This window comes from Neoroseomonas lacus (assembly GCF_014644535.1).
In the GTDB taxonomy this organism is placed as follows: Bacteria; Pseudomonadota; Alphaproteobacteria; order Acetobacterales; family Acetobacteraceae; genus Neoroseomonas; species Neoroseomonas lacus.
Map to the genome: position 1 here is coordinate 291559 of NZ_BMKW01000004.1, position 26423 is coordinate 317981.

General features: G+C 69.6%; 25 protein-coding genes. 9 read left to right on the plus strand and 16 right to left on the minus strand.

Features of this window, described 5'->3' with window-relative positions; translation table 11 throughout:
• Positions 1-19: 19 nt before the first annotated feature.
• The 7 genes from IEY36_RS09960 to IEY36_RS09990 all read right to left on the minus strand — a co-directional run bounded on the left by IEY36_RS09960 (position 20) and on the right by IEY36_RS09990 (position 8277).
• Complete coding sequence (locus tag IEY36_RS09960) at positions 20-1003, minus strand: asparaginase (protein ID WP_188966897.1); 984 nt, start codon at positions 1001-1003, stop codon at positions 20-22.
• The gene (locus IEY36_RS09965; protein WP_188966898.1) at positions 1000-2628 is read right to left on the minus strand and encodes an MFS transporter; all 1629 of its coding nucleotides are present in this window, start codon (positions 2626-2628) and stop codon (positions 1000-1002) included. Before IEY36_RS09965 ends, IEY36_RS09960 begins: the two co-directional genes overlap by 4 nt.
• 26 nt (positions 2629-2654) lie before the next feature.
• Positions 2655-3659 (minus strand): glutaminase A, encoded by a 1005-nt coding sequence (glsA, locus tag IEY36_RS09970; RefSeq protein ID WP_188966899.1) that lies wholly within the window; start codon positions 3657-3659, stop codon positions 2655-2657.
• A 306-nt stretch (positions 3660-3965) separates the two neighbouring features.
• On the minus strand, positions 3966-4538 hold the full coding sequence (locus IEY36_RS09975; RefSeq protein ID WP_188966900.1) for a PqiC family protein: 573 nt from the start codon (positions 4536-4538) through the stop codon (positions 3966-3968).
• A 4-nt stretch (positions 4539-4542) separates the two neighbouring features.
• Positions 4543-6234, minus strand: coding sequence for a PqiB family protein (locus IEY36_RS09980; protein ID WP_188966901.1), 1692 nt, complete (start codon positions 6232-6234; stop codon positions 4543-4545).
• A complete protein-coding gene (locus IEY36_RS09985; protein ID WP_188966902.1) occupies positions 6234-7562 on the minus strand; it encodes a paraquat-inducible protein A in 1329 nt (442 codons plus the stop codon). The genes IEY36_RS09980 and IEY36_RS09985 overlap by 1 nt, the downstream gene beginning before the upstream one ends.
• A gap of 55 nt (positions 7563-7617) precedes the next feature.
• Positions 7618-8277: an aspartate/glutamate racemase family protein gene (locus tag IEY36_RS09990; RefSeq protein WP_188966903.1), complete on the minus strand. Its 660-nt coding sequence runs from the start codon at positions 8275-8277 to the stop codon at positions 7618-7620.
• A 132-nt stretch (positions 8278-8409) separates the two neighbouring features.
• Here IEY36_RS09990 and IEY36_RS09995 point away from each other — a divergent pair, with 132 nt between their 5' ends.
• The 6 genes from IEY36_RS09995 (at position 8410) to IEY36_RS10020 (ending at position 12834) form a co-directional block, all read left to right on the plus strand.
• On the plus strand, positions 8410-9129 hold the full coding sequence (locus IEY36_RS09995) for a maleate cis-trans isomerase family protein (RefSeq protein WP_188966904.1): 720 nt from the start codon (positions 8410-8412) through the stop codon (positions 9127-9129).
• A 66-nt stretch (positions 9130-9195) separates the two neighbouring features.
• Positions 9196-9981: an MBL fold metallo-hydrolase gene (locus IEY36_RS10000; protein ID WP_188966905.1), complete on the plus strand. Its 786-nt coding sequence runs from the start codon at positions 9196-9198 to the stop codon at positions 9979-9981.
• A complete protein-coding gene (locus IEY36_RS10005) occupies positions 9978-10760 on the plus strand; it encodes a class II aldolase/adducin family protein (protein ID WP_188966906.1) in 783 nt (260 codons plus the stop codon). Before IEY36_RS10000 ends, IEY36_RS10005 begins: the two co-directional genes overlap by 4 nt.
• A 17-nt stretch (positions 10761-10777) precedes the next feature.
• Positions 10778-11113 (plus strand): carboxymuconolactone decarboxylase family protein, encoded by a 336-nt coding sequence (locus IEY36_RS10010; RefSeq protein WP_229681233.1) that lies wholly within the window; start codon positions 10778-10780, stop codon positions 11111-11113.
• 4 nt (positions 11114-11117) lie between these two features.
• Positions 11118-12044, plus strand: coding sequence for an NAD(P)-dependent oxidoreductase (locus tag IEY36_RS10015; RefSeq protein ID WP_188966908.1), 927 nt, complete (start codon positions 11118-11120; stop codon positions 12042-12044).
• Entirely contained in the window at positions 12034-12834 is an 801-nt protein-coding gene (locus IEY36_RS10020) for an N-acyl homoserine lactonase family protein (protein WP_188966909.1), read from the plus strand. Before IEY36_RS10015 ends, IEY36_RS10020 begins: the two co-directional genes overlap by 11 nt.
• Here the strand turns inward: IEY36_RS10020 and glpD are convergent.
• The 5 genes from glpD to IEY36_RS10045 form a co-directional block, all read right to left on the minus strand.
• Positions 12831-14315, minus strand: a complete 1485-nt coding sequence (glpD, locus tag IEY36_RS10025; protein WP_188966910.1) for a glycerol-3-phosphate dehydrogenase — start codon at positions 14313-14315, stop codon at positions 12831-12833. The genes IEY36_RS10020 and glpD overlap by 4 nt on opposite strands.
• Positions 14316-14544: 229 nt before the next feature.
• The gene (gene gltA, locus IEY36_RS10030) at positions 14545-15852 is read right to left on the minus strand and encodes a citrate synthase (RefSeq protein WP_188966911.1); all 1308 of its coding nucleotides are present in this window, start codon (positions 15850-15852) and stop codon (positions 14545-14547) included.
• Between the two features lie 124 nt (positions 15853-15976).
• Positions 15977-16447, minus strand: coding sequence for a thermonuclease family protein (locus IEY36_RS10035; RefSeq protein WP_188966912.1), 471 nt, complete (start codon positions 16445-16447; stop codon positions 15977-15979).
• 200 nt (positions 16448-16647) lie between these two features.
• Positions 16648-18144, minus strand: a complete 1497-nt coding sequence (locus IEY36_RS10040; protein WP_188966913.1) for a CYTH and CHAD domain-containing protein — start codon at positions 18142-18144, stop codon at positions 16648-16650.
• A gap of 89 nt (positions 18145-18233) precedes the next feature.
• Complete coding sequence (locus IEY36_RS10045) at positions 18234-18770, minus strand: SixA phosphatase family protein (protein WP_188966914.1); 537 nt, start codon at positions 18768-18770, stop codon at positions 18234-18236.
• 112 nt (positions 18771-18882) lie between these two features.
• Here IEY36_RS10045 and IEY36_RS10050 point away from each other — a divergent pair, with 112 nt between their 5' ends.
• The 3 genes from IEY36_RS10050 to IEY36_RS10060 are packed head-to-tail and all read left to right on the plus strand — an operon-like array spanning position 18883 to position 21994.
• Positions 18883-19608: an SDR family NAD(P)-dependent oxidoreductase gene (locus tag IEY36_RS10050; protein ID WP_188966915.1), complete on the plus strand. Its 726-nt coding sequence runs from the start codon at positions 18883-18885 to the stop codon at positions 19606-19608.
• 34 nt (positions 19609-19642) lie between these two features.
• Entirely contained in the window at positions 19643-21175 is a 1533-nt protein-coding gene (locus IEY36_RS10055) for a cryptochrome/photolyase family protein (protein WP_188966916.1), read from the plus strand.
• A 48-nt stretch (positions 21176-21223) separates the two neighbouring features.
• Positions 21224-21994, plus strand: coding sequence for a creatininase family protein (locus IEY36_RS10060; protein ID WP_188966917.1), 771 nt, complete (start codon positions 21224-21226; stop codon positions 21992-21994).
• Here IEY36_RS10060 and trhA read toward each other — a convergent pair whose 3' ends face one another.
• The 4 genes from trhA to IEY36_RS10080 form a co-directional block, all read right to left on the minus strand.
• Positions 21995-22678, minus strand: coding sequence for a PAQR family membrane homeostasis protein TrhA (gene trhA / locus IEY36_RS10065; RefSeq protein WP_188966918.1), 684 nt, complete (start codon positions 22676-22678; stop codon positions 21995-21997). It lies immediately after the preceding gene.
• A gap of 191 nt (positions 22679-22869) precedes the next feature.
• Positions 22870-23649: a metallophosphoesterase gene (locus IEY36_RS10070; protein ID WP_188966919.1), complete on the minus strand. Its 780-nt coding sequence runs from the start codon at positions 23647-23649 to the stop codon at positions 22870-22872.
• Positions 23646-25076, minus strand: a complete 1431-nt coding sequence (locus IEY36_RS10075) for a cryptochrome/photolyase family protein (protein ID WP_188966920.1) — start codon at positions 25074-25076, stop codon at positions 23646-23648. Before IEY36_RS10075 ends, IEY36_RS10070 begins: the two co-directional genes overlap by 4 nt.
• Before the next feature lie 49 nt (positions 25077-25125).
• The gene (locus IEY36_RS10080; protein WP_188966921.1) at positions 25126-26418 is read right to left on the minus strand and encodes an LLM class flavin-dependent oxidoreductase; all 1293 of its coding nucleotides are present in this window, start codon (positions 26416-26418) and stop codon (positions 25126-25128) included.
• Positions 26419-26423: the final 5 nt, after the last annotated feature.

Below are 26423 nucleotides of genomic sequence, written 5' to 3' on the forward strand. Positions count from 1 at the left end.
AACGAAAGACCCTCACGCCCTATTCGTAGGGTGCGAAGGCGTCGGCCACCGCTGCCCGCCCCCCGCCATGGCGTAGCGCAAGCCCCAGCAACAGCCGCGCCTTCAACCCCGACAGCGTCCCGCCGGGGATGGCGCCGCGCCGGATCAGGTCGATCTCGCCGCCCGCATAGCCGTAGGTTTCGCTGAAGACCGGCCCACTCGCGCAGCGTGAGGCGAGCACCGCCGGCATCCGCGTCGCAAGCGCCCCGACCGCCTCCGCGGCCTCGGCCGGCACATGGCCGCTGCCCATGCCCTGGATGACCGCGCCGGCATAGCCGAGCCCCGGCAGCGCGGCCAGCAGCCGCCCATCATCGCCCATCGCCCAGTTTACCAGCGCGACCGGCAGCGGTGCGCCGGCCTCCGCGCGGAACACCGGGCAGCGCCCCACGCGGGCAAGCACGCGCACCCGGTCCTCCGCCACCAGGCCGAGCGGCCCGGCCATCGGCGAGGTGAAGGCCGAGGGCAGCGCCGTGTGCGATTTCTGCACGAAGCGCGCCGCATGAATGGTGTCGTTCAACACCGCCAGCGTACCGAGCCCACGCGCCGCGTCACTCGCCGCGACGCGCGCGGCGGCGAGCAGGTTCGCCGGCCCATCCGCCCCGGGTGCCGCCGCGCCCCGCATCGCGCCGGTGACCACCACCGGCTTGTCCCCGGCGACCAGCAGGTCGAGCAGGAAGGCCGATTCCTCGATCGTGTCGGTGCCCTGGATGACCACCGCGCCATCCACGCCCGCTGCGAAACCCGCCGTGATGCGCCGCGCGACATCGACCAGATGCGCCGGCGTCAGCGATGGGCTGGGCAGGCGCGCGGGGCTCTCCGCCTCGATCTCGGCGACGGTGGCGAGTTCCGGCACCGAGGCCACCAACTCCGCCGCGCCGAGCTTCGGCGCAATGCCGCCCTCCGCCAAGGGCACCATGGTGATGGTGCCGCCCAACGAGAGCAGCAGCAGACGCTTTCCGCTCACGCCTTGCCCCCACGCGGCGTGATGCCGTCGGGGATCTCGCCGGGCCTGTACCCCGGCAGCCGCCCGGCCGGGATGATCGCCAGCGCGGCGAACAGCGCCATCAGCAACAGCCCGATCTTCAGCGCCTGCAATCGCGCCTCGGCGTTGACGCGCACTGCCTCGATGACCTGCTCCGGCGCCGCGCCGGTGCGTTCCATGATGCCGAGCAGCCGGTCGTTGCTGACGAAGTTGATGCTGTCGAGGTCGATCTGCGAAACCACCGCCGGCGGCAGAAGCGGATTCTCGGCAATCCGGACCACGATCCCGGCCGAGAGCAGCCCGACCAGCAGCGCGCCCGCCACCGCGGTGCCGACGCCGGCCGCGAGGTTCTGCGTGGTGCCGCGCAGCGAGCCGACGTCGCCCGCCAGTTCCTTTGGCGCGGCGGTCACCAGCACGTTGAACACCAGCGTCACCAGCGCGCCCTGGCCGATGCCGAAGGTGATCAGGCCGAACATCACCGGCACCGCCGACCAATCGTTGCGCACCACCCAGGCGAGCCACAGCAGCGCCACCGCGCACAGAATGAAACCGCCCTGCGCGATGCGTCGCGGCGTCACCTTGTCGTACAGCTTCACCACCAGCATGGCGGTGAAGAACACCGTCAGGTTGAACGGCATCATGGCGATCGCCGTCTCGATCGGCGAGCGCCCCTGCACGATCTGGATGTAGAGCGGGACTGAGAAGTTCAGCATCGCCTCGAGCCCGACCACGGTGAACATCGCGTAGACCGCTGCGCGTTCGCGCCCGGAGGTGATGACGGACAGGTCGAGCAGCGGCGTGCCGCCGCGCGCGGTGACGCGCCGGCACCAGGCGATGAAGGTCTGCAGCAGGATGGCGCCCACCACGATCATGATCGGCGCCGGGGAGAGGCCGAACACGTCGAAGGGCGCGCCCGGCCGCGCGACGCCGAGGCCCCAGCGGTTCAAATTGTTGAAGCCGAACACGATCATGATGATCGCCGCCGCCGCCAGCACCACGCCGACCAGGTCGATCTTCACCTCGGGCCGCGCCGCCTCGGGCTTCAGCTTGAAGGACAGCCAGAACACCACCACGGACGCCACCACCAGGATGCCGAAGACCGGCCGCCAGCCGATGAAGGTGCCGAGCATGCCGCCGATCAGGAACGCGCTGACCCCCGCCGCCGCCCGCGCCGATCCGAGCGCGCCCACCGCCGTCGCCTGCTGCGCGCCGCGATAGTGATGGGCGATCAGCGCCACCAGCGCCGGCACGATCACCGCCGCCGCGAGGCCAGCCAGCAACTGGGCCGACAGCATCACGGGCGCGGCCGGCGCCATCACCATCAGCACCTGCGCGACGGCGAACATGCCAATGACCACACGGAACACCTGCGTGGACCCGAAGCGTTGCACCAGCTTGGCCCCCAGCATCACGAAGCCGGCGACGGAGAGCGAATACATCACGATGCCGGTGGCGATCGTGGTGGGCGGCACGCCGAAGCTCGCCACCATGCCTGACAGCGAGACCGGCAGGGCCGCGACATTGAACGACATCAGCATCTGGCCGAGCGCGATGGCGATCATCGGCACCCAGGATTCCCGCTGTTCGGCGGCGCTTGTGCTGCTCATGGTTCGTGTTCCCCCCCGGTGCCGGTTCAGGCCGCCGGCTTTGATGCGAAAAGATTGAGGCCGAGCCGCTCCGACAGGAAGCGCGTCGCCAACTGCCCGCGCACGCTGTTGCCCGCAGCATCGAGCGGCGGGGAGAACACGCCGAGCCCACCCTTGCCCGGCGCCGTCGTCACCAGCCCCCCGGCGACGCCACTTTTCCCCGGCAGCCCGACCTCATAGAGCCAGTCGCCGGACTGCTCGTACAGCCCGGCGGTCGCCATCACCGCCAACACGCGCCGACAGCGATCCTCATCGACGACGCGTTCCCTCGTCACCGGATTCACCCCGCCATCGGCGAGCGTCGCCCCCATCACCGCGAGGTCACGCGCGGTGACGTTCAGCGCGCATTGTCGGGTGTAGATATCGGTGGCGTCATCGGGGTCGGAATACATCCGCTCATAGCCCAGCAGCAGCCGCGCGATGCCCTGGTTGCGCTGGTTGGTCGCTGCCTCGGATTCATAGACATCGTGGTCCATCGCCAGCTCGCGCCCGGCGAAGCGCGACAGCCCCTCGCGGATGAAGCTCCAGCGCGCCTCGGCATTGGCGCCCGGGGCCAGCGAGGTCGTCGCGATCGCCCCGGCATTGACCATCGGGTTCATCGTGCGGTCGGCGTTCAGCTCGATCGCCATGACGGAATTGAACGGCAGGCCGGTGGCATTGACGCCGATGCTCGCCCGCGCGCGCCCGCCACCCAGCGCCTGGCACACCAGCGCGAAGACGAAGGGCTTGGAGATCGACTGGATCGAGAATTCGCGGTCAGTGTCGCCCACTGCGTGGATGCCGCCATCGACATCGGCGACGCAGATGCCGAACCACTCGGCCGAGGCCTTGGCCAATGCGGGGATGTAGTCGGCGACCTTGCCCTCGCTGACGTCGCGATAGCGATCCCAGGCTTCCTGCACCAGGGTGTCGACGGCCGGGTCGGGCGGCAGGTGGCCCGTCGAGACCGTGGCCGGGCCAATGGCTTCGTCATTGTGCAGGCGATCATGCATGGCGCGCGCCTCCCGGTCTCGATTCTACCCTGTCCGACAGTGGCACAGGCGCGATGCGACCTAGCGCCCAAAAAACCGAACAGTCCGGGCGACCATGCCGATGCCGCGGCCAACCACGCTAGGTGCCGCGAAGCCCCGCGGCACGGGTCCAGAATCCCGCCCCTGGACGAAGCGTTCCAATCTGGCCGGGTGCGACGCCCATCGGAGCAGATCCCGGTCAGGTGGAATCACGTGATCGGGTGAAGGTGCTCGCGAAACCAAGATATCGAGAGGGGCTTCCGTGAGCCGCAGCGAACGGAAGCCGCGTCAGGGCGCGAGGATTGCCGCCACGGAATCCGCGAGCCGCCCTGCCGCCACGCTGGCCGCCGCGACGAAGGCCGAGACTTCGTCGCCGATGACGGGCGTGGTCAGCGTCTCGGTCCGCGCCACCTCGCGCCGGCGCGGCTCGCGCAGCGTGACGGCGAGCTGCGCGGTCATCACCAGGGTGCGCGGATCGGGCTGCCCCAGGCGCTGGAGGTTGACCTCCACCGTCGCCTCCGGCGTCACCGAGATGGCGCCGCCGGTGGCGAAGACGTTCGAATTCGGCAGGCGCTGCGCCAGATTCTCCACCAGCACGCGCGTCATCATGCTGTCGAGGCTTTCGCCCCACCAGTCATTGCCGGAGACGGACAGGCGGTAGTCATCCACCGAGCGTACGATCTGCACGCGGTCGAGGTAACGCGCGAGCGAGACCGCCCGCACCGCGACATTCCGCGGCCCACCCCGGCGCGGCGTGCCAGGGGCCGGCAGCAGCGCATAGAGCAAAGGCTCTGTCGAGCGGCAGGCGGCCAGCAGGCCGAGGGCGGCGAGCGATGCGGCATCGCGACGGCGGATGGTCATACGGTCATGGCCCTTGCGTCGAGCGGCCCCGGATCAGTGATTCCGGGTTGCGGTTGAGCTGGTCCACCAGGCTGCGCAGCGAGCGCGCGGCGACGGTGATCTGTTCGAGCATGCGTTCGAGGTCGCGCTGGAATTGCGAGTCCTCGCCATAGCCACGGTTCGCCGAGGCCACCAGCCGGTTCGCCTGGACCACCGTGGCGTTCAAGTTCGCCATCATCTGCGGCAGGCCGCGCAGGGCCGGCTGGGCGGCGGCGTCGATATGGCGGATCATCTCCTCCGCTGCGGTCAGCGTGGAGTTGAGTCCGGCGAGGGATTGCCGCAGCTCCGGCCCGCGGATCAGCTCGTTCACTCCCGCGACGGTGCTGTCGACATTGCGGCCGATATCCGCCCAGGGCATGCCCTCGATGCTCGTCAGCACGCGGTTCACGCCTTCCATGATCGAGGCGAATTGCCCGGGCACCGACGGCATCACGATGACATTGCCCTGCATCGTGATCTCGGCCGGCGGCGGATTCTCGATCATCTCCAGCGCGATCTGCTGCTGGCCGGTGATCAGGTTGGAGCTCATCAGCCGCGCCCGCATCCCCTGCTGGACCAACAGGCGCGCATTCTCGAGCGCCGTGCGGCCCTGCGCATTGATCGACCCGGCGACGCGTTCGGGCTCGATCTCGTAGCGCACCGGTACGCGCAAACGCTGGGTGGTGGCATCATAGACGAGGTCGTAGCCGAGCACTTCGCCGATGCGCACGCCCTGGAAGGTGACCGGCGCACCTGGCGCGAGGCCTGAGATGGAATCGGTGAAATACGACACCACGGGCACACGGCGCGTGATGGCGGCGCTGTTGGCCGCGTCCTGCGTGGCATAGAGACGGAAGGTCGCGTCATTCTGTATCTGGCGGCCATTCCGGGCGGCCTCGGGCGTCTCGAAGGCGATGCCGCCGAGAAGCAGTGCACGCAGCGATTCGACCTGCAGCTGGATCCCCTCCGCGCCCATCTTCACCGAGACGCCCGATGCGTTCCAGAAGCGCGACCCTTCGCGCACATAGCGGTCGAAGGGGGCGCGGATGAAGGCATGGATGGTGACGCTCTCGGCCATGTCCGAGAGGTCCCAGCCCATCACCTGGCCGACGTCGAGGTCGCGGTAGAAGATCGGCGAGCCCAGGCTGATCGAGCCGATCCGGTCGGCGCGCAGCAGAATGCTGCGCCCCGGCTCCTCGGCCGTCAGCAGCGGCGGGTCCTCGAGGCCGATGAAGTGGCGCGTATGCTCGCCACTCGCGGTGAGCGCCGGCGCCATCTGGATGTAGGACCCCGACAGCAGCGTATCGAGCCCCGAGATGCTGCCGGCGAACAGCCGCGGCTTCACTACCCAGAAGCGAGTGTTTTCGGTCAGCAGCGGTTCGGCCGCGCGCGTGGTGCGCACCGTCATGGTGACGTGCTGGAGGTCCTGCGACAGGACGATCTCCTGCACCGTGCCCATCACGACGTCGCGATAGCGCAGCTGCGACTGGCCGGCGGTCAACCCTTCCGCGCCCCTGAAAGTGATGGTGATTGTCGGGCCGCGCTGCGAATAGGTGTGCCACACAAGGAAGCCGGCGATCAGCACCGTGACGATCGGGATTGCCCAGATCGGCGAAAGGCGCCGGCTGCGCCCGACCTTGGCCGTGGTGACCCGCGCTTCGGGATGGTCGAGTACCATCAATGTGCCTCCCCGCGCCTGTGCGGATTCTCGCCCGCCGTATCCCACATCAGCCGCGGATCGAAACCCTCGGCGGCGAGCATGGTCAGGATGACCACCCCGCAGAAGGCGATCGCGCCCATGCCGGGCTCGATGCTGACCACGTCGCCGAACCGAACCAGGGCCACCAGGATGGTCTCCATGAAGATGTCGATCATCGACCAGCGGCCGATGGCATTCACCGCGAAATACAACTTCGTGCGATCGCGCAGCCGGTGCGTCCAGCCCAGCTGCGTCGAGACCAGCAGCAGCAGAAGCCCGGCGATCTTGAGCATCGGTACGGCCACCGAGGCGAAGAACACCAGCGCCGCGAGCGGCCACATCCCACCATCGAGCAATTCGACGACACCGCCGAGGATGGTGCTGGGCTCGCCGGAACCGAGCTGGATGAATTGCAGCACCGGATAGACATTGGCCGGCACGTACAGGATCGCCGCCGCGATCAGCAGCGCCCAGGCGCGCGACACAGCATTGGGCTTGCGCGCATGCAGCGCGCTGCCGCAGCGCGGGCAATGGTCATCATGGTCATGCGGCAGGCTGACCAGGCCGCAGGTATGACACGACAGCGCGCCATCCGCCGGCCCGGACAGAGCCGTCGCGGCATGGTCGATATCGCCATGCGGGACGCCGCGGCGTTCCATCTCGTCCCACACAGCCTGGCGGTCGAGCACCGCCTCGGCGGCGATCATGGTCAGCATCAGCAGCGCCATGGCGTAGAGGGCGACGCCGATCTCGATATGCACGAGGTCGATCAGCTTGGTGTAGGCGACCAGCACGCCGAGCAGGAACACCTCGACCATCGACCACGGCCGCAGGTGTTCGACCAGCGCATAGACCCGGCGGATATGGCGTGGCGGGCGAGACAGCCGCAGCCCGACCAGCACATAGACCATGGCCGAAAGCTTCGCGATCGGCGCGACGACGGTGGTGAACATCACCACGATGGTCAGTTCCCACAACCCGCTGCGGCCCATGTCGATCGGCCCGCTGAACAAGCTGGCGTCGCGCACCATGCCGGCCGTGCTGACGGTCATCAGCGTCATCAGGCAGGCCACGGCGAAGATCGACAGCGCGGCGATGTTCAACGCCAGCGCGCGCCCGAGCGGGTCGACGCGCGCGCGGCGCAGCACCGCATCGCAGCGGATGCAGCGCGCCGCCTCACCCGGCAGCAGGGAAGGCAGCTTCTGGAACTGTCCGCAGCTCGCGCATTCGCACAGCCGCCCGGCGGTGCGCCAGGCCTCACGGGCGCCCGCCAAGGCGGTATCGGCGGTCGGGGCGGCGAGGGTCATGGACAGCCTTGTACCCTTTCCTGGCGCCCACACCATGCCAGAAGTCTATCCGAAATCAGCCCGGCGGCGTGCCGGCCGCGCGGCGCAGCGCGAGGCCGACCGCGGCAGGCACCGGTTCGATGATCGGCACCGGCAGTCGCGGCCGCAACGCCGCCGCCGCCGCCGCCAACGGCCCGCCGCCGATGATCACGGCATCCGGCGCGGCCTCAGCCATGGCGCGGCGGATCGTCGCCTCCAACGCGTCCTCGAGCCGGCCGGGATCCGCCATCAGCGCGCCGGCATCACCTGCGGTCAGCCAGGTTCCGGCGAAGGCGGCGCCGTGGCCATAGGCCGCCGCGCGGGCGCCAATGGCCTCAACGAGCAGCGGCGTGGTGGTGACGATGGCGAAGCGGCCATGCGAGGCCGCTTCGGCCATCGCCGCCTCGGCGATGCCGGTGACCGGCAGCGAGGTCAGCGCGCGCGTGGCGGCGAGCCCCGGATCGCCGAAGGCAGCGACGATCACGCCGGCATAGGGCGCGAGGTCGGCCGCTGCGACCAGCGCCTGCACCGCCGTCGCCGCGGCTGCGAGCATCGTAGCGTCCAGGATCAGCGACGCACCGGTGGCGGCGGTGGCGCCCTCGATGGTCACGCCCGCCGGTGCAGCGCCCTGGGCGATGCCGATCATCAGCGCGGTGGTCGCGGCATTGGTGTTGGGGTTCACGAGCAGCAGCCGCATGGCATCTCCTGCGAGGCCGCCGCGCGGCCCCGGTTCAAGGCGGTACGACGACAGCCTATCCAACCGCGCGGTGTCGCGGCCAGCGCCGCGCCATGCCATCCTCCCCCCAACGCGAGACGGAGGCGCACCCGCATGACCACCTGCCCAGCGATTGGCAGCATCACGCCATCCTCCAACCGTGTCGTGGAACGCACGCTGGCCGGCATTCTTCGCCACCTGCCGGGCATCGATTCCTGCATCGCCCGGATCCCCTACTACGGCGACGGCCTTGGCCAGCCGAAGGACGGCTATGACGCCGAGGCCTATCGGCACGCCGCCTGGACCCTCGGCCATGCGGAGGTCGGCGCGGTGTGTTGGAACGGCACGCGCGGCGCAGGCTTCGGCCTCGATGCCGACCGCGCGCTGGTGCGGCTGATGGCCGAAGCGGCGGGCTGCCCGGCGACGACGGCGTCGCTTGCGACGGTGCAATTGCTCGATGCCATGGGCGCGCGGCGTATCGGCATCGTCACGCCTGGCGATGCGGCCTATGCGGCGCAGGCCGCGCGCGGATTGGGGCGAGACCTCGCCGGGCTGCGCGCGCTCGGCCTGACCAACAACCATGACGCCTCCCTGGTGCCGACCGCGCGGATCATCGCGCTGGCGCGCGAGGTCGCCGCCGAGGCAACGCCCGACGCCATCCTGCTGTGGAGCACCAACCTGTTCGGGCTTGATGCCATGGCGACGCTCGAAGCCGAGCTGGGCATCCCGGTGATCGATTCCGCCGCCGCCGGCGTCTGGGGCTGTCTGCGCGCGATCGGGGCAGACATGGCGCCCGCCACACCTCTCGGCCGGATTTTCGCGCTGGCCGCCTGACGCCGCTGGCCTCTCTGGTCGGAACCGATCCGCCGCCCTAGGCTTCTCCCCGGGAAGGAAGTCCGAATGAAATGGCAAGGCGGCGGCTGGGACCTCGAGGTCCTGGTGAACGGCTATCCGGGCAAGGCATATCCGCATGGCGGTCTCGGCTGGAGCACGGTGGTGCTCCTGCGCGGGCATGGCCGCATCGTCGTGCTCGACGGCGGCGGCTATGGGCTGCGCAATGTCCTGCGGGCCCAGCTGAAGGATCGCGGCATCGCCACCGGCGACGTCACCGACCTGCTGCTGAGCCACGCGCATCATGACCATTCGGTGAACTGGCCGATGTTCCGCGAGGCGCGCATCCATATCGGGCGCAAGGAACTCGCCTGGGCGCTCGGCGTGCCCTGGGGCGAGACCGCGGTGCCGGAACACGCGATCGAGGCATTGTCGCGCTGGCCGACGCTGCAACTGATGGATGCGGGGCAGGAAGTGCTGCCCGGCATCACCGCGCATCTCGCGCCCGGCCACACGCCGGGGCACCTGATCTTCGTCATCGCCGGGGACGGGCAGGACTGCGTGCTGCTGCAGGATGCCGTGAAGAACCGCGTCGAACTCACCACGCGCAACACCGACATGACCTACGACCCCGCCATCAGCCGCGCGACGATCGAGATGGTGTGGGCGATCTGCCGCGCCCGTCCCGGCGTCCTGCTGATCCCCGGCCACGACCTGCCCATGACGGTCGAGAACGGCGTGCCGCGCCCCATCGGCCAGCATCAGGCGACGATCCGCGGCTGGTTCGGCGCGACGCTCGACGAAACGACGCGCTTCGACCTCGCGCCCGCGGAGACAGGAGGAACCACCCCATGACCCACGCTTCCGCGCTATCCATCGCCCCGATCCAGTCCTCCGTCAGCGCGGCCGAATGGCAGGCGCGGGTCGACCTCGCCGCCTGCTACCGGCTGTGCGACCGGTACGGCATGTCGGACATGATCTACACCCACATCACGGCGCGCGTGCCGGATGCGCCGGGGCAGTTCCTGATCAATCCGAACGGCATGCTGTTCAGCGAGATCACCGCCTCCTCCTTGCTGAAGGTGACCGAGGATGGCGAGCTGCTGTATCGCCCTGACCTGCCCTACGGATTGCATCCGGCCGGCTTCACCATCCACTCGGCGATCTATCGCGCGCGGCCTGATGCGGCATCGGCGATGCACACCCACACCATCGCCGGCATGGCGGTCAGCGCTCTGAAATGCGGGCTGCTGCCGCTGACCCAGACGGCGACGCGCTTTTGCGGCCGCATCGCCTACCATGACTTCCGCGGCCCCGAGCGCGACCCTTCCGAACGCGATCTTCTGGCGCAATCCCTCGGCGCATTGAACTACTGCATCCTGCGCAACCACGGCTTGCTGACCGTCGGCGCGAGCGTCTCGGAAGCCTTCATCGCCATGTGGGGCCTGGAACGCGCCTGCCAGGCGCAACTCGCCGCGATGGCCTGCAACACCCCGCTGGAGATGCCGAGCGAGGAGGTCGTCGAGAAGTCCTGCTCGATGTACGCGCCCGGCAACTCGCGCACCTATGGCCCGCTGGAATGGCAGGGCCTGCTGCGCATGCTCGACCGTACCGACCCCGGCTTCCGCGACTGACCCACAGGAGACCCCCCATGGCCTATTCCCCGGCGGCCCGTCGCGAACGGATCAACCCGCATTTCCCCAAGCTGGTCGAGATGACCCGCGACTATGTCTACGCCGATGTCTGGGAACGCTCGGCATTGTCCAAGCGCGACCGCAGCCTGGTGACCATTGCCGCGCTGACCGCGCTCGGCTGGCGCGACCAGCTTGAAGGCCATATCGGCCGCGGCCTCACCAACGGCCTGACGCGCGAGGAAATCTCCGAGGCCATCACCCACCTCGCGCTGTATTCCGGCTGGCCTTCGGCGATGACCGCCGCCCATGTGGCGACCGATGTCTTCGACGCCGAAGACCAGGAGAAGGGCTGACATCATGAAGGTAGGATTCATCGGCCTCGGCACCATGGGCGCCTTCATGGCGGCCAATCTGCAGAAGGCCGGCCATGAGCTGGTAATCAACGATGTCCGCCGCGAGGCAGGCGCCAATCGTCTTTCGTCCGGCGCCATCTGGGCCGACACGCCGAAAGCGGTGGCCGAGCAGAGCGAGATCATCTTCACCTCGCTGCCCGGCCCGAAGGAGGTCGAGCACGTCGTCTTCGGCCCGGACGGCATCGTGGCCGGGGTGAAGCCAGGCACAGCGTATTTCGATCTGTCCACCAATGCCCAGTCGCTGGTGCGTCGCTTCGCCGAGGCGCTCGCCGAAAAGGGCGCCTTCGGCTTCGACGCGCCGGTCAGCGGCGGTCCAAAGGGCGCTGAAAGCGGCAAGCTCGCCATCTGGGTCGGCGGCGACCGGGCGGTGTATGATCGTTTCAAACCGGTCCTCGACGATTTCGGCGACCAGGCGCGCTACATCGGTCCGATCGGCACCGCGACCGTCGCCAAGCTGGTCCACAACATGTCCGGCTACGCCGTGCAGACGGCGATGGCGGAAGCCTTCTCGATGGGCGTGAAGGCGGGGATGGACCCGCTCGCCCTGTGGGCGGCCGTGCGGCAGGGGGCCTATGGCCGCCGGCGGGCCTTCGACCGCCTTGCCGACCAGTTCCTGGTCGACAATTACGACCCGCCCTCCTTCACGCTGAAGGGCGCGCACAAGGACGTCTCCCTCGCCGTCAACATGGGCCGCGAACTTGGCGTGCCGATGCGCCTGTGCAACCTCACGCTCGAGGATTTCAACGAGGCGATGAACCGTGGCTGGGACAACCTGGACAGCCGCATCCCGATGAAGATGCAGCTCGAGCGCGCCGGTGTGACGATCGCCTGCGATCCGGCAGCGGTGCAGGCAGTGCTCGATGAAGACTGACGCCGTGGCCTACAAGGTCTATGCCCTGCGGTACGCGATGCGCGACGCGCGCCGCGGCGAACATTTCATCGGCGGCGACCCGCATGACGCGCCGATGCCGATGGACTACTTCGTCTGGGCCATCGTGAATGCCGATCGCACCATCATCCTCGACACCGGCTTCACCGAAGCCGTCGCGGCGAAGCGTAAGCGCACCTGGTTCCGCTGCCCGGTCGAGAGCCTGTCGCTGCTCGGCATCGATCCCGACAACGTCGAGGATGTGGTGATCTCTCACCTCCACTACGACCACGTCGGCACCTTCCACAAATTCCCGAAGGCGCGCTTCCACCTGCAGGAAGCCGAGATGCACTACGCCTGCGGCCACTACATGCGCCACCACAAGCTGCGTCATTCCTTCGAGGTCGAGGACGTCGCTGGCATCATCCGCATGACCTATGCCGACCGCGTCGTGTTCCATGACGGCGACGCGGAACTCGCCCCCGGCATCACGCTGCACTCCGCACCGGGCCATTCCGCCGGCCTGCAATGCGTGCGCGTCGACACCGAGCGCGGCCAGGTCGTGCTCGCCTCCGACGTCACGCATTTCTACGAGAACATGGAAACCGGACGACCCTTCACAACCCTGTTCCACCTGGGCGGCATGCTGGATGGCTTCGACCGGCTGCGTGCGCTGGCACCCAGCCCGCGCCACATCATCCCGGGCCATGACCCGGAGGTGATGCGCCGCTACCCGGCCGTACCGGGGCTGGAAGGCATCGCGGTGGAACTGCACCGCGAGCCCATCGCTTAACCCAGGCGCGCGGTCAGCGCCGCGCGTTCCTCGGCCGTCATATGCAGGCCGAGCTTCGAGCGCCGCCACAGCACATCCTCGGCGGTGCGCGCCCATTCGTGCCGCTGCATCCAGGCGAGTTCGCGCTCGGACAGCCCCCCGCCGAGCGGTGCGCCCAGCGCCGCGAGAGACGTCGCGCCGTCGAGCATCAGGTCAAGCTCGGACCCATAGGCGCGCACCATCCGCCGCAGCGTCGTCGCCGGCAGCCAGGGGTGGCGACGCGCCGCCTCGGCCTCGAAGCGATCCAGCCCGCCTGGACCGAGATCCCCGCCCGGCAGCACCGCCGTCGCCGTCCAGGACGCGCCGACCTCGCGACCCGCGGCCTTGGCGATGCGCCCGACCGCTTCCTCCGCCAGCCGGCGATAGGTGGTGATCTTGCCGCCGAGCACGGAGAGCAGCGGCGCGCCCGCCGCTGCATCCAGTTCCAGCACGTAGTCGCGCGTGACCGATGACGCGTCGGAGGACCCGTCATCATAGAGCGGCCGCACGCCTGAATAGGTCCAGACGACATCGTCCGGTCGCGGGGCGCGCTTGAACTGCTCGCCCACGGCAGCGCAGAGGTAGTCGATCTCCTCCGCCGAGGCGTGCGCCTGCCGCGCATCGCCGTCATAGGGCACGTCTGTGGTGCCGATCAGCGAGAAGGCGCCTTCATACGGGATGACGAAGACGACGCGCCGGTCGCCATTCTGCAACAGATAGGCCTGCGCGCCGTCATGCAGCGCAGGGACGATGATGTGGCTGCCCTTGATCAGCCGCACATGGCCGCGCGGTGTCTGTCCGGCCAAGCCGAAGGCGTCCATCACCCAGGGCCCGGCGGCATTCACCAGCGTGCGGGCGCGCAGCACCTCACGCGAGCCATCGGCCGATTCCGCCGTCACGTTCCAATGCTCGGCATGGCGGCGCGTGGCGACCATCGCCGTGCGCGTGCGCACCTCCGCCCCGCGTGCCGCCGCGTCGCGTGCGTTGAGCAGCACCAGCCGCGCATCCTCCACCCAGCAATCCGAATAGGCGAAGGCCTTGGTGATCTGCGGGTCGAGCGGCGCGCCATAGGGATGCGTGCGGCAGTCAATTGCCTCATGCGCCGGCAGGCTGACGCGGCGCGCGAGCTGGTCGTACAGGAACAGCCCTGCCCGGATCATCCAGCGCGGTCGCATTTCCGGACGATGCGGCAACACGAAACGCATCGGCCAGACGATATGCGGCGCGATGCGCAGCATCACCTCGCGTTCGGCCAAGGCTTCGCGCACCAGGCGGAATTCATACTGCTCGAGGTAGCGCAGCCCGCCATGGATCAGCTTGGTCGAGGAGGAGGAGGTGGCGCTGGCCAGGTCCGCGCGTTCCAGCAGACAGACGGACATGCCGCGCCCGGCGGCGTCGCGGGCGATCCCGCATCCATTGATGCCGCCGCCCACGACGATGATGTCGAAGGTTTTGCCGTCCATCCTGTCCTTCGCCGTGTCTGTCCTGACGGTGATACCAACCCCGCAGCCGCACAGGAACGACTTTCATGCCTTGCCATGCCTGGTCGATTTCGCAGCAATCGCCAGAAGGTGCAGGAAACGGAGCTTCCCGCCGGGGTGGGCGAGGGGCATGGCCACTCGATCGTCACGTCAACGAAAAACCGGCCGAGGTCGCCCCCGGCCGGCGCAATGCTCGATGCGGAAGCGAGCCTCAGCCGCGCTTGTCGACCGGCACGAAGTCGCGCGCCGCGGCGCCCGTATAGATCTGCCGCGGACGCCCGATGCGCTGCGACGGATCCTCGATCAGTTCCTTCCACTGGCTCACCCAGCCAACGGTGCGTGCCACCGCGAACAGCACGGTGAACATCGAGGTCGGAATGCCCATCGCCTTGAGGATGATGCCCGAATAGAAATCGACATTCGGATACAGCTTGCGGCTGACGAAATACTCGTCGGTCAGCGCAATCCGTTCCATCTCGATCGCCATGTCCAGCAGCGGCTCGTCCTTGATCCCGAGCTCGGCCAGCACTTCGTGGCAGGTTTCCTTCATGATCTTCGCGCGCGGGTCGAAGTTCTTGTAGACCCGGTGGCCGAAGCCCATGAGCTTGGTGTGGGAGTTCTTGTCCTTCACTTCCTTGATGAAGGCCGGGATGTTCTCCGGCGAACCGATCTCCGCCAACATCTTCAGCACGGCCTCGTTCGCGCCACCATGCGCCGGGCCCCACAGCGCGGCGATGCCGGCGGCGATGCAGGCGAAGGGGTTCGCCCCGGTCGAACCGGCCAGCCGCACCGTCGAGGTCGAAGCATTCTGCTCGTGATCGGCGTGCAGGATCAGGATGCGGTCCATCGCGCGCGACAGGATCGGGTTGTTCACATACTCCTCGGCCGGGACGCCGTTCAGCATGTAGAGGAAGTTCTCGGCATAGCCGAGGTCGTTGCGCGGATAGAGGAAGGGCTGGCCGATCGAGTACTTGTACGCCCAGGCCGCAATGGTCGGCACCTTGGCGATCAGCCGGAAGGCCGCGATGCGGCGCTGCTCCGGATCGTTGATGTTCAGGTTGTCGTGGTAGAAGGCGGCCATCGCGCCGACCACGCCGCACATGATCGCCATGGGGTGCGCATCGCGGCGGAAGCCGTTGAAGAAGCTGCGCAGCTGCTCGTGCAGCATGGTGTGGTAGGTGACGCCCTTGTGGAACTCGGCGAACTGCGCCTTGTTCGGCAGCTCGCCGTTCAGCAGCAGGTAGCAGACCTCGAGGAAGTCCGAATTCTCCGCCAGCTGCTCGATCGGGTAGCCGCGATACAGCAGCACGCCCTCATCGCCGTCGATGTAGGTGATGGTGCTCTCGCAGGAGGCCGTGGCGCCATAGCCCGGGTCGAAGGTGAAGATCCCGAGGTCGCCATACAGCTTGCGGATGTCCGCGACCTGCGGGCCGAGCGTCCCGCCCAGCAGGGGCAGGGTGGTGCTCTTGTTGGAACCCTCAAGCGTGACGGTGATGGAGCCGGTGGCCTTGCTGGTCATGCAGGAACTTCCTCAACCCGTTCGGCGGCGCGCGCACGGGCGCGTGCCGGTTATGATGCAGCGCAAGATAATCCTGTCGGCGGGATTGGCAAACCCGGCGGAAAACCGACCGTCGCCGGCCTGGTCAATCCCTTCCGTGCCAATCCTGGGGCATGCCGGCGCGGTTCGCCCACAGGCCCCGATCGGCATGCCGCGCTGTGACTTCGGCGGTGCGCATCGTGCTGCCGGTGGCAATGGCGAAGCCGCCGCCGACCAGCATGCGGCCCAGATCGGCGCCATTCGCCTCGCATTGCCCGACGCCACGACCGAACGCGTCACGGCCGACGATCCGGCAGGTCACCGGACGGCCACCGATCAGCCGCATCAGCGCCGCGGCCGAAGCCCCGCCGCAATCGAAATTCTCGCCATCGGCGCGCCGGCAGATCTCCCCACGCATCGGCGCCGCCATGCCGGCGAGACGGACCACGCGCTCACCGAGCGCGAGCGTCTCACCATCGACGATGCGGATATCCGAGGCATCGGCATGCCACTGCCAGTTGGTCGGTCCGGAGCCGAACAGATTGGTCGGCAGCGCGAGGGCAAGCAGCAGGGGCATCGCCACCGCTGCCGTAACCAACAGGGCCGCGCCCCGCATGCGGGGACGTGTCTTTCGCCCTTTGAAGATGCGACGTCTTTCGAGCACACCCGATCGTTAGACCGACCCGATGGTGGGCCGCAACCGGGCTCGCGAAGGTTTTTCAATTGCAATCCTGCGTTGCGGCGCCGACGGCCTAAACGCTGCCGTAAGAATTGCGGTTAACCTTCTGACCAGAAACGATCCCGGCCGTGCAACTGCCGCCATGCCTGCAGCGCGTCGCCACGATTTGCCACGACCCGCGCCTCGCTCCAACCCTCGATCACGCCGACTGCCCAGGCGCGTCCGCCATCGCCAGGCTTGGCCAGCTTGGCCGCCAGGCCGCGCGCCACCGCGGCGTCATTCGCCAACCCCAGCCCTTCCTGCAGCGCGGCGACGCGGCGCAGGAAACGCCGGCCCGCCTTGGCGCCGAACACCGGCGCGAAGACCTCAGCCGCATAGCGCAGGCGCTTGCCGTCGAGCCGCAGCTCATGCAGCGCCTCGGCGGGCAACGCCTCGAAATCCCCGCCGGCACGACGCAGCCTGTGCCAGCGCCGGTCCATCACCGATCGGCCGAACTCGGCGACCGGGGCGCCAAGCATCGCCAGCCGCTCCGGTTCCACCCCGTCCCGCCAGGGCCGGGTCAGCAGCATCTCCACCGCATCGATCAGCAGCAGCCGCCAAGGCGCACCGCCCAGCATGGCCAGGACGGCGGCATAGGCGTCGCGGCGCTGCGCCTCGGCGGCACGGCGCAGCGCGGCGATGCGCTTTTCCTCCGGGAAGGCGGCCTCGACCTGGCGGATGATGCCGCCGAGGAAGACATCCCAATCCCGCGCCGGGCCCAGCACAGTCAGCACGTCGCGAAACTTGCCGTCGAGCGTGCGCAGCACGGCGCAATCCGTCGTCGCCCGGAACACCCGGAACACGGAGCGCAGCCGCCGCAGCGCGACGCGCGTCTGGTGCACCGGCTCGGGCGGCGCGTCCTGCCGGATGCGGGCGGATTGCTGGCGCACCACCTCGACCAGATGGCCCGCGGCGACGAGGAAAGCCTCCTCGGCGGTGGTCGCGGCGGAGGTGTCAGGGGCGCCCAGGCGATGCGCCCGCGCCGGCAGGCTCATCGCCAGGGCGCGCCCTTCCTCGGCCAGCGCGGCAAGCGGCGGCAGCAAGGGCAGTTCGGCCGCGATGCCCCGCGCGGCGGCCAGCACCGCCGGCATCGGCCCGCTCAGCGACAGCCGCGCCGCCGCTTTTTCCGTAGCAAGGCTCCGCAGCTTGCCATCCTGCAGCACTGCCTGCACGGCGCCATGGGGGCTATCCAGCCGGAAGCTCTGTTGGCGGCCGGCGAAGGCGGCGATGGCGGCGAGCGCGTCGCCGCCGGCCTCCTCGGGCAGTTCGTCAGGCGCCAGGCGCCGCAGCACGGCGGGCGGGCGGGCCGGATGCCAGGTCTCGGTCGCTTCGGGCAGGGTGCGCAGCAGCAGCCGAGGCCCCCGCGCCGGCGTTTCCACCACCAGCCCCTCGGCGGCGAGCCGGCCATCGGCGGTATCGAACCACATGGTCGAGGTCGTCGCCCCGCGGGCGCGGCCGCTGCGCAGCGCGGCGATCGCCGGCAAGCGCCGCAGGCGACCTGCCGCCTCGGCCGGCAATTCGAAATCAAGCGTCACGCTGTCCACTGCCACGGTCATGGGCGGCGGCGCGACGGGGAGTATGGCAGGTTCGGCGTCAGCCTCCGGCGCGGGCGCCCGGCTACTGCTCGCTGGGCTGGCCTCGCTGGTCACAGCACGGTCTCCGGCAGGTCCGCGGGCACCAGGAAGCGCACCAACCGTCCGCCGCCCTCCGCCAGGTCGCGCCAGGGTGTGGCCACGACGAATTCCGCCAGCGAACAGGTCGGGAAGCCCTCTGCCATGCGCCGCGCCGCGACCGCCGCGCTGCCCGCCATCGCCGCCGGCCCGGCCAGCGACAGCGCCAGGTCGTGCAGCCCCGGATTATGGCCGATCAGCAGGACGCTGCGCGCCGTCTCCGGCGACTTCCGCAGCAATTCGAGCAGCCGGGGCCCGGGAGCGAGATAAAGGTCGTCCATCGGCTCGATCAGCGGGCTGTCGGCGAAGGGCGAGATGGCCTCAAGCGTCTGCAGCGTCCGCCGCGCGGAGGACACCAGCACCACATCGGGCGACAGGCCGAGGTCGCGCATGGCCGCCGCCATCGCTGTCGCGGCACGTCGCCCGCGCGCATTGAGCGGGCGGGCATGGTCGGGGAGAGACGGGTCGTCCCAGGACGACTTGGCATGACGCAGGAGGAGGAGCTGACGCATATCCTCATCATCTTGCCATGGACCGTCGCCCCTGTCGCGGCTGCCGGCATGACATCTCGCGCATCGCCGATACGTCCCCATCTGCGCGTGGCTTGATGGTGGGGGAAGTTTCATGGTGGGAACGATGGTGGTGATCGGTGCGACCGGCGCGGTGGGGGCGGCGCTCGCCCGCCGTCGCGCGGCGCAGGGCGACCGGCTGGTCCTCGTGGCGCGCGACGGGCAGCGCCTGGCCGCCCTCGCGGCGGAGCTGCCCGGCAGCCTCGCCGTCGCGGCCGATGCGACCGACCCCGCCGCGCTGCGCGCCGCGCTGGCCGGGGCCGGGCCGGCCATCGACGGCCTCGCTTATTGCGTCGGCTCGATCGCACTGAAGCCGCTGAAGCGCACGACCGAGGCCGATTTCCTCGACGCCTTCCGGTTGAATGCGCTGGGGGCCGCGATCGCCGTGCAAGCGGCGCAGGAGGCGTTGGTCACCGCCGGCGGGGCGGTGGTGCTGTTCTCGACCATCGCGGCGCGGGCCGGCTTTCCGAACCATGCCGCCATCGCCGCCGCCAAGGGGGCGGTGGAGGGGCTGACCGTTGCCCTCGCGGCCGAACTCGCGCCGGCAGTGCGGGTGAACTGCATCGCCCCCTCCCTGACCCGCAGCGCCATGGCGGCGCCGCTGATCGGCAACTCGCAAATGGCCGAGGCGATCGCCAGGCAACACCCCATCCCGCGCCTCGGCGAGGGCGCGGATTCCGCCGCGCTGGCGGATTTCCTGCTGTCGGCGGCGGCGGGCTGGATCACCGGCCAGGTCTTCGCGGTCGATGGCGGGCGGTCCACCGTCCGCACGCGCGGGTGACGCGCCGTCACGCGTCGCCGCGGGTGGGGACGCCATGACCGCCGGCTCGATGCGCGTGGTCCTCGGCGACCAATGTGCGCGCGACCTTGCCTCGCTGCGGGACCTCGACCCCGCGCGCGACACGGTGCTGATGATGGAGGTGCAGGCGGAATGCACCTATGTGCCCCACCATCCGCAGAAGATCGTGCTGTTCCTCTCGGCGATGCGCCATTTCGCGCGTGCCCTCTCGGCGCGGGGCGTGCGGGTGGACTACATCCGGCTCGACGACCCGGCGAACACGCAATCCTTCACCGGCGAGGTGCAGCGCGCCGCGCGGCGCCACCGCCCCGTGCGCATCGTGGCAACTCATCCGGGCGAATGGCGCGTGTTGCAGGGCATGGAGGGCTGGCAGGACGCCACGGGCGTGCCGGTCGAGATCCGCGAGGACACCCGATTCTTCTGTCCGTTGCCGCGCTTCCGCGCCTGGGCGGCAAGGCGCAAGCAATACCGGATGGAGTTCTTCTACCGCGAGATGCGGCGCGAGACCGGGTTGCTGATGGAAGGCGACGACCCGGTCGGCGGACAATGGAACTACGACGCCGAGAACCGCGCCGCCCTGCCCAAGGGCCTCGTGCCGCCCGCACCGCTGCGTTTCGCCCCCGACGACATCACCCGCGAGGTCATCGCCCTCGTCGCCGAGCGCTTCGGCGCGCATTTCGGCGATGTGGCGGGTTTCGCCTGGCCGGTCACCGCGAAGGAGGCGCGCGCCGCGCTCGACGACTTCATTCGCCAACGGCTGCCAAGCTTCGGCGGCTACCAGGACGCCATGGCGGTCGGGCAGCCGACGCTGTTCCATGCCCTGATCGCGCCCAGCCTGAACATCGGCCTGCTCGACCCGATGGAAGCCTGTCGCGCGGCGGAGGACGCCTGGCGCGCAGGTCGCGCACCGCTCAATGCGGTGGAAGGCTTCGTCCGCCAGATCCTCGGCTGGCGGGAATATGTGCGCGGCCTCTACTGGCACCTCATGCCCGGGTACGCGGCTGAGAACGCGCTCGGCGCCGACCGCCCGCTCCCTGCTTTCTACTGGGGCGCGGCCACCTCGATGCGCTGCATCGAACAGGCGGTCGCGCAGACCCGCTTCCTCGCCTATGCCCACCACATCCAGCGCCTGATGGTGACCGGCAATTTCGCACTGCTCGCCGGCCTCGCCCCGGCCGAGGTGAATGCCTGGTATCTCGCCGTCTACGCCGACGCCGTCGAATGGGTGGAACTGCCCAACACCCACGGCATGGCGATCCATGCCGATGGCGGCGTCATGGCGTCCAAGCCTTATGCCGCCTCCGGCGCCTACATCAACCGCATGTCGGATTACTGCGTCGGCTGCGCGCACGACCCGAAACAGGCGACCGGCCCGCGCGCCTGTCCCTTCAATGCGCTCTATTGGGACTTTATCGCCCGCCACGCCGAGCGTTTCGCCACCAACCCGCGCATGGCCATGCCGCTGCGCAGCCTGGCGAAGATGGATCCGCGCAAGCGTGCCGCGCTGCGGGCCGAGGCGGCGCGCTTCCTGGCCACCCTCGACGCCTGACCGCCCAGGCGGCATCTTCCGCGCCAGCCGATGCGAGAGGACACGACCATGGCGACCGACACCGAGATCGAATGGATGAAGCTCACCTTCGCCGAGTTGAACGCCCGCGCGGCCGAGGATGCGCTGGTCATCGTCCCGGTCGCCTCGCTCGAACAGCACGGCCCGCATCTGGCGACCGGCGTGGACATCATCTGCGCCACTGGCGTCGCGCAGCGCGTCGCGCGCCGCATGGCCGGGGCAGGCCATCCGGTGGTGGTGATGCCCTGCGTCTGGACCGGCCTCGCCGAGCATCACATACCCTTCGGCGGCACCGTTACCCTGGACTACGCGGCCTTCGCCGCGGTGCTGAAGGGCGTGGTGCGCTCGGCCGCCCGCGCCGGCTTCAAGCGCGTCATGCTGCTCAACGGCCATGGCGGCAATGCCGAGGCGGTTGCCGTGGTCGGCGGCGAATGCCAGAGCGAATTCGGCGTCGCCGTTGCCGCCGGCACCTATTGGCACCTCGCCGGCGACGCCTTTGCCCCGATCCTCGAACGCCAGTCCAATGTCATGCATGCCTGCGAGGCCGAGACCTCGATGGTGATGACGCTGCTGCCCGAAGCCGTGCGCCTGGACCGGCTGCCCGACGCCCACGGCCCGCATTCCACGCGCCCGGAAGGCCAGCCCGCGGCGATGATCCGCCGCCGCTCCTTCAAGGATGTCACCCCCTCGGGCGTGATTGGCGATGCGCGTTCGGCATCTGCGGCGAAGGGCGAGGCGCTGCTGGAGGCCGCCGCCGAACGCATCGCCGGCGAACTGGCGAGCCCGCGCCTCTGGAGCTGATCACGCCACCGGCAGCACCGCCACCACCACCGCGGCGAAGTGGCAGCCCGCCGCCGCCACGACGCAGAAATGCCAGACCTCGTTCTGGAACGGCATGCGTCGCGTGACATGGAAGGCGATGCCGGCGCTGTAGATCAGGCCGCCGACGCCCAGCAGCACCAGCGCCCCCGTCGGCACGCGTTCGAGCATCGCCGGCAGCGCACCGAGCAGCGCCCAGCCCAGCGCGAGATAGGCGACGATCGAGGCGCGCTCGAAGCGGTGCGGCCAGCCGAGCTTCAGCACCATGCCCCCCAATGACCCGGCCCAGACGAAGGCGATCAGCGACCAGCCCCAGCTGCCGCCGATCGCCACCAGCGCGAAGGGCGTGTAGGTGCCGGCGATCATCAGAAAGATCGCGGCATGGTCGAGCCGCCGCAGCACGGCCCGCGACCGTTCCCCTCGCGCCAGGTTGTAGGCCAGCGCGAAGCCCAGCATCGCGATCAGCGCGACGCCGTAGAAGGCGAGGGCGGCAATCGGGCCGGCTGGGGCATCCGCCGGCAGGATCAGCGCGATGACCATGCAACCGATGATCGCCGCGACCAGGCCGGAACCGAGAATGGCGGCATCGACGCGGCGTTCGGCAGCGGTGTCCTGCCGCCCCGCCCGCACCGGCAGGGCGAGCCGCAATTTGGTGGGATGTCGCATGGCCGCGCGAGCTTACACCAGGCGCAGTCCGGTGGCGCGGCCTATCGCCGCCCAACACGGCAAAGCGGGCCCGGCCTCGATCACATGGGCGGTGGGTCCGGCGCTGACCGGGTCCCACGGCCTCATCCTCGCCCTCACGGGGAAGGCGAAGGCGGCGGTGCGGCGATTGTGGTCGGGTGTCATGACGGCCATCAGACGGCGACGAAAAAAGGCGGTCCTTGCGGTGAATCAAGCCCTGCCTCGGCCAGGCTGAAGTCCTGCCAGGCCAGCGCGCCGCCCTTGCCGGCGCCGGTGTCGAGAAAAATCGCCTGGCCGCCGCGCAGCCCGGTCATCGTCACCGGCCGCCCATCGTGCGACCGGTTGTCATGCCCGACCAGCACGGTCAGCCAGGACGGGATCCGGTCCACCCAGCCGGTCAGGCGGATCGGGAAGCCATCGGCACCGCGCCGCCCGGTCACCTGGCCGAAAATGGCGCGGCCGACCAGGCCTTCGGGCCGCGCCTCCCCGGCGTCGGGCGGCGAGGGGTGTTGCAGCATGCCGTCATGGAAAGCCGCATGGACGCACAGCAGCCGCCCGAGGCCGAGCCAGGCCGGGGCGCGGCCAATCTCGGCGATGGCCCGCGCCTTCAGCGTCGCCGCGTCCGGCGCCGCCATGATCTGGTCGAGCGTGCGGCCCAGCCCGTCGCGTTCCATGCGCACCGACTGGCCCATCAACGCGCGGCGCAGCTTGTGGTCATGGTTGCCGAGCACGAACAGTCCGCGGCCGGCATCGATCACCGCGAACATCGCGCGCAGCACGGCGGCATTGTCCGGCCCGTGATCGGTCAGGTCGCCGAGCTGAATGAGGAACAGCCGCGACGCCTCCGCCCCGGCCACCGCGGCGGTGAAGCCGCGAATGTCGCCATGCACGTCGCCCACCACCCGCAACCCGGTGAAGCCTGCCGCGCGGAGGCTGTCGGGTGTCGGGTTCACGCCGGCTCGGCACCCTTGATGGCGGCGAAGGCCGCCAGCGCGCGGGCGCGCCCCTCGGCGAGGTCGATGATCGGCGCGGGGTAGTCGCTACCGATGCGCAGGCCGGCGCCGCGCAGGATGACCTCGGGCGCCTCATGCGGACGGTGGATGAATTTGGCCGGCAGCCGCGCCAGTTCGGGGCACCAGCGGCGGATATAGGCGCCCTCGGCATCGAATTTCTCGCCCTGCAGCACCGGATTGAAGATGCGGAAATAGGGCGCAGCATCCGCCCCACACCCGGCGACCCACTGCCAGGACGCGGCATTGGCCGCGAGGTCGGCATCGACCAGCGTGTCCCGGAACCAGGCCTCGCCCGACTGCCACGGCTGCAGCAGATGTTTCACCAGAAAGGAGGCGACGATCATCCGTACCCGATTATGCATCCAACCGCTGCGCCAGAGTTGACGCATTCCGGCATCGACGATCGGGACTCCAGTCCGGCCGCGCTGCCAGGCGGCCAGCATCGCGGTGTCGTGCCGCCAGGGGAAGGCTTTGTATGCGGGGCGCAGGGGTTCCTCGGGCATCTCGGGCCGGTGCCAGAGGAGGTGGTGGGAGAATTCCCGCCACAGGATCTCCTTGAGGAAGGTCTCCAGCCCCGCGCCGCCCTGGGCCTTCGCCGCATGCCAGACGGTCCGGGGCGAAACCTCGCCCAGATGCAGGTGCGGCGACAGGCCCGAGGTGCCCGCCTCGGCCGCCGGCAGGTTGCGCCGATCGGCATAGGTGGCGAGACCGTCCCGCAGGAACTGCGCCAGCCGTGCGGTCGCACCCGCTTCGCCGGGCGTCCAATGGGCCGGGAATTCGGCAGCCCAATCAGGCCCTGGCGGGGCCGGCAGCAGGCCGAAGGCCGCTTCCGCCAGGCCCTCCGGCGCAGCGGGCGCCGGCGTCAGCGCATCGGGGGCGGGCTGGGGCGGCGGCAACCCCTCCAGCCCGGCAAAGACCGCGCGGGAGAAGGGCGTATAGACCGAGAACGGCGCCCCCGCCCCGGTCCGGACCAGATGCGGTTCATGCAGCAGCGCATTGCGATGCAGCACCAGCCGACGACCGGCCCGCTCCAGCGCCTCGTGGGTTTCCGCATCGCGGCGGCGGGCGGCAGGTTCGGTCTGCCGGCCGGCATGCACCTCATTGGCACCGATGCGCGCGGCAAGCTCGGGGATGACCTGCCGCGGGTCGCCGCGCAGCAGCACCAGCGGCGCGCCGCGCTCGGCCAGCGACCGGCCGAGCGCCACCAGGCTGTGATGCAGCCACCAGCGCCCCGCCCCGCCCGGCGCGCATGGTCCGTCCTCCAGGACGTAGACCGGCAGCACGGGGCGCTCCTGCACGGCGGCGAGCGCGGAATTGTCGGCCAGGCGCAAATCCTGGCGGAACCAGATCAGGGCAGTGTCACGCATTTGTGCCTATGTGGGGGTGGCGCGCCATCGCGTCACCGGGCAGCGCGTGTCAGACCCGCTCAGGCCGTGCCAGGCCAAGCTGGTCGCGCAGCATCGGCCCCGCGTATTCCCGCCGGAACAACCCGCGCGCCTGGAGGATCGGCACCACCAGGTCGACGAAATCGGTGAAGCCTTCCATGAACCAGGGCGGCATGATGTTGAAGCCATCCGCCGCGCCGCCCTCGAACCAGGCCTGCAGGGTGTCGGCGATGGTCTCGGCCGATCCGCACAGCACCCAATGTCCGCGCGCGGCGGCGATCAGGTTGTAGACGTCGCGCAGCGACATCCCCTCCCGTCGCGCCTTGTTCAACACGGCGCGGGAGAAGGAATGATAGGTGTCCGGCAGCGGCAGGTCGGGCACCGGGCCGTCGAGGTCATAGGCCGACATGTCCGTGCCGAAACGGTCCGACAGCAATTGCAGCGCGTTGCGGGAATCGATGAAACCCTGAAGCGTGGCCAGGCGATCGAAGGCCTCGCGCTCGGTCCGCCCGACCACCGGCATTACGCCGGGCAGCACGGTGACATCCGCCGCGCGGCGGCCATGGCGCGGCAGCAGCGCCTTCAGCGTGGCGTATTGCGCGCGCGCCTCGTCGAAATCCTGCACGACGGAGAACACCACATCGGCCGTTCGCGCTGCGAGGTCGAGCCCCGGCGCCGACCCACCCGCCTGCAACACCACCGGCCGCCCCTGCGGTGAGCGCCCGATGTTCAACGGCCCCTGCACCGCGAAATGCGGCCCCGCATGATCCAGCCGCCGCAGCCGTGCCGGATCGACATAGACGCCGGTCGCGCGGTCCGCGACGATCGCGTCATCCGCCCAGCAATCCCACAAGCCGCGCACCACATCGACGAATTCGCCGGCGATCGCATAACGCTCCGCGTGGTTCGGATGCAGCTTGCCGAAATTCGGCGCCGCCTGCGGGCTGGCCCCGGTCACCGCATTCCACGCCGCCCGCCCGCCGCTGATATGATCCAGCGAGGCGAAGGCGCGCGCCACGGTGAAGGGGTCGCTGTAGGTCGTCGCGACCGTCGCCCCCAAGCCGATATGCGTCGTGCTGCCCGCCAGTGCGGCGAGCATCGTCAGCGGTTCCAGACGCACCGTGTAGGAGGGATGCGCGCCCGGATCGGCGTAGAGATTGTCCCCCATGAAGATCATGTCGAAGCGGCCGCGCTCGGCCTCCCGCGCAATCGCACGGATCGCCGCCATGTCCTGGAAACTGTCCACCGCCCCCGGATAGCGCCAGCCCGCCACATGGCTGCCGGTGCCGAGAATGAACAGGCCGAGATGCATCTGTCGCGCCATGTCGC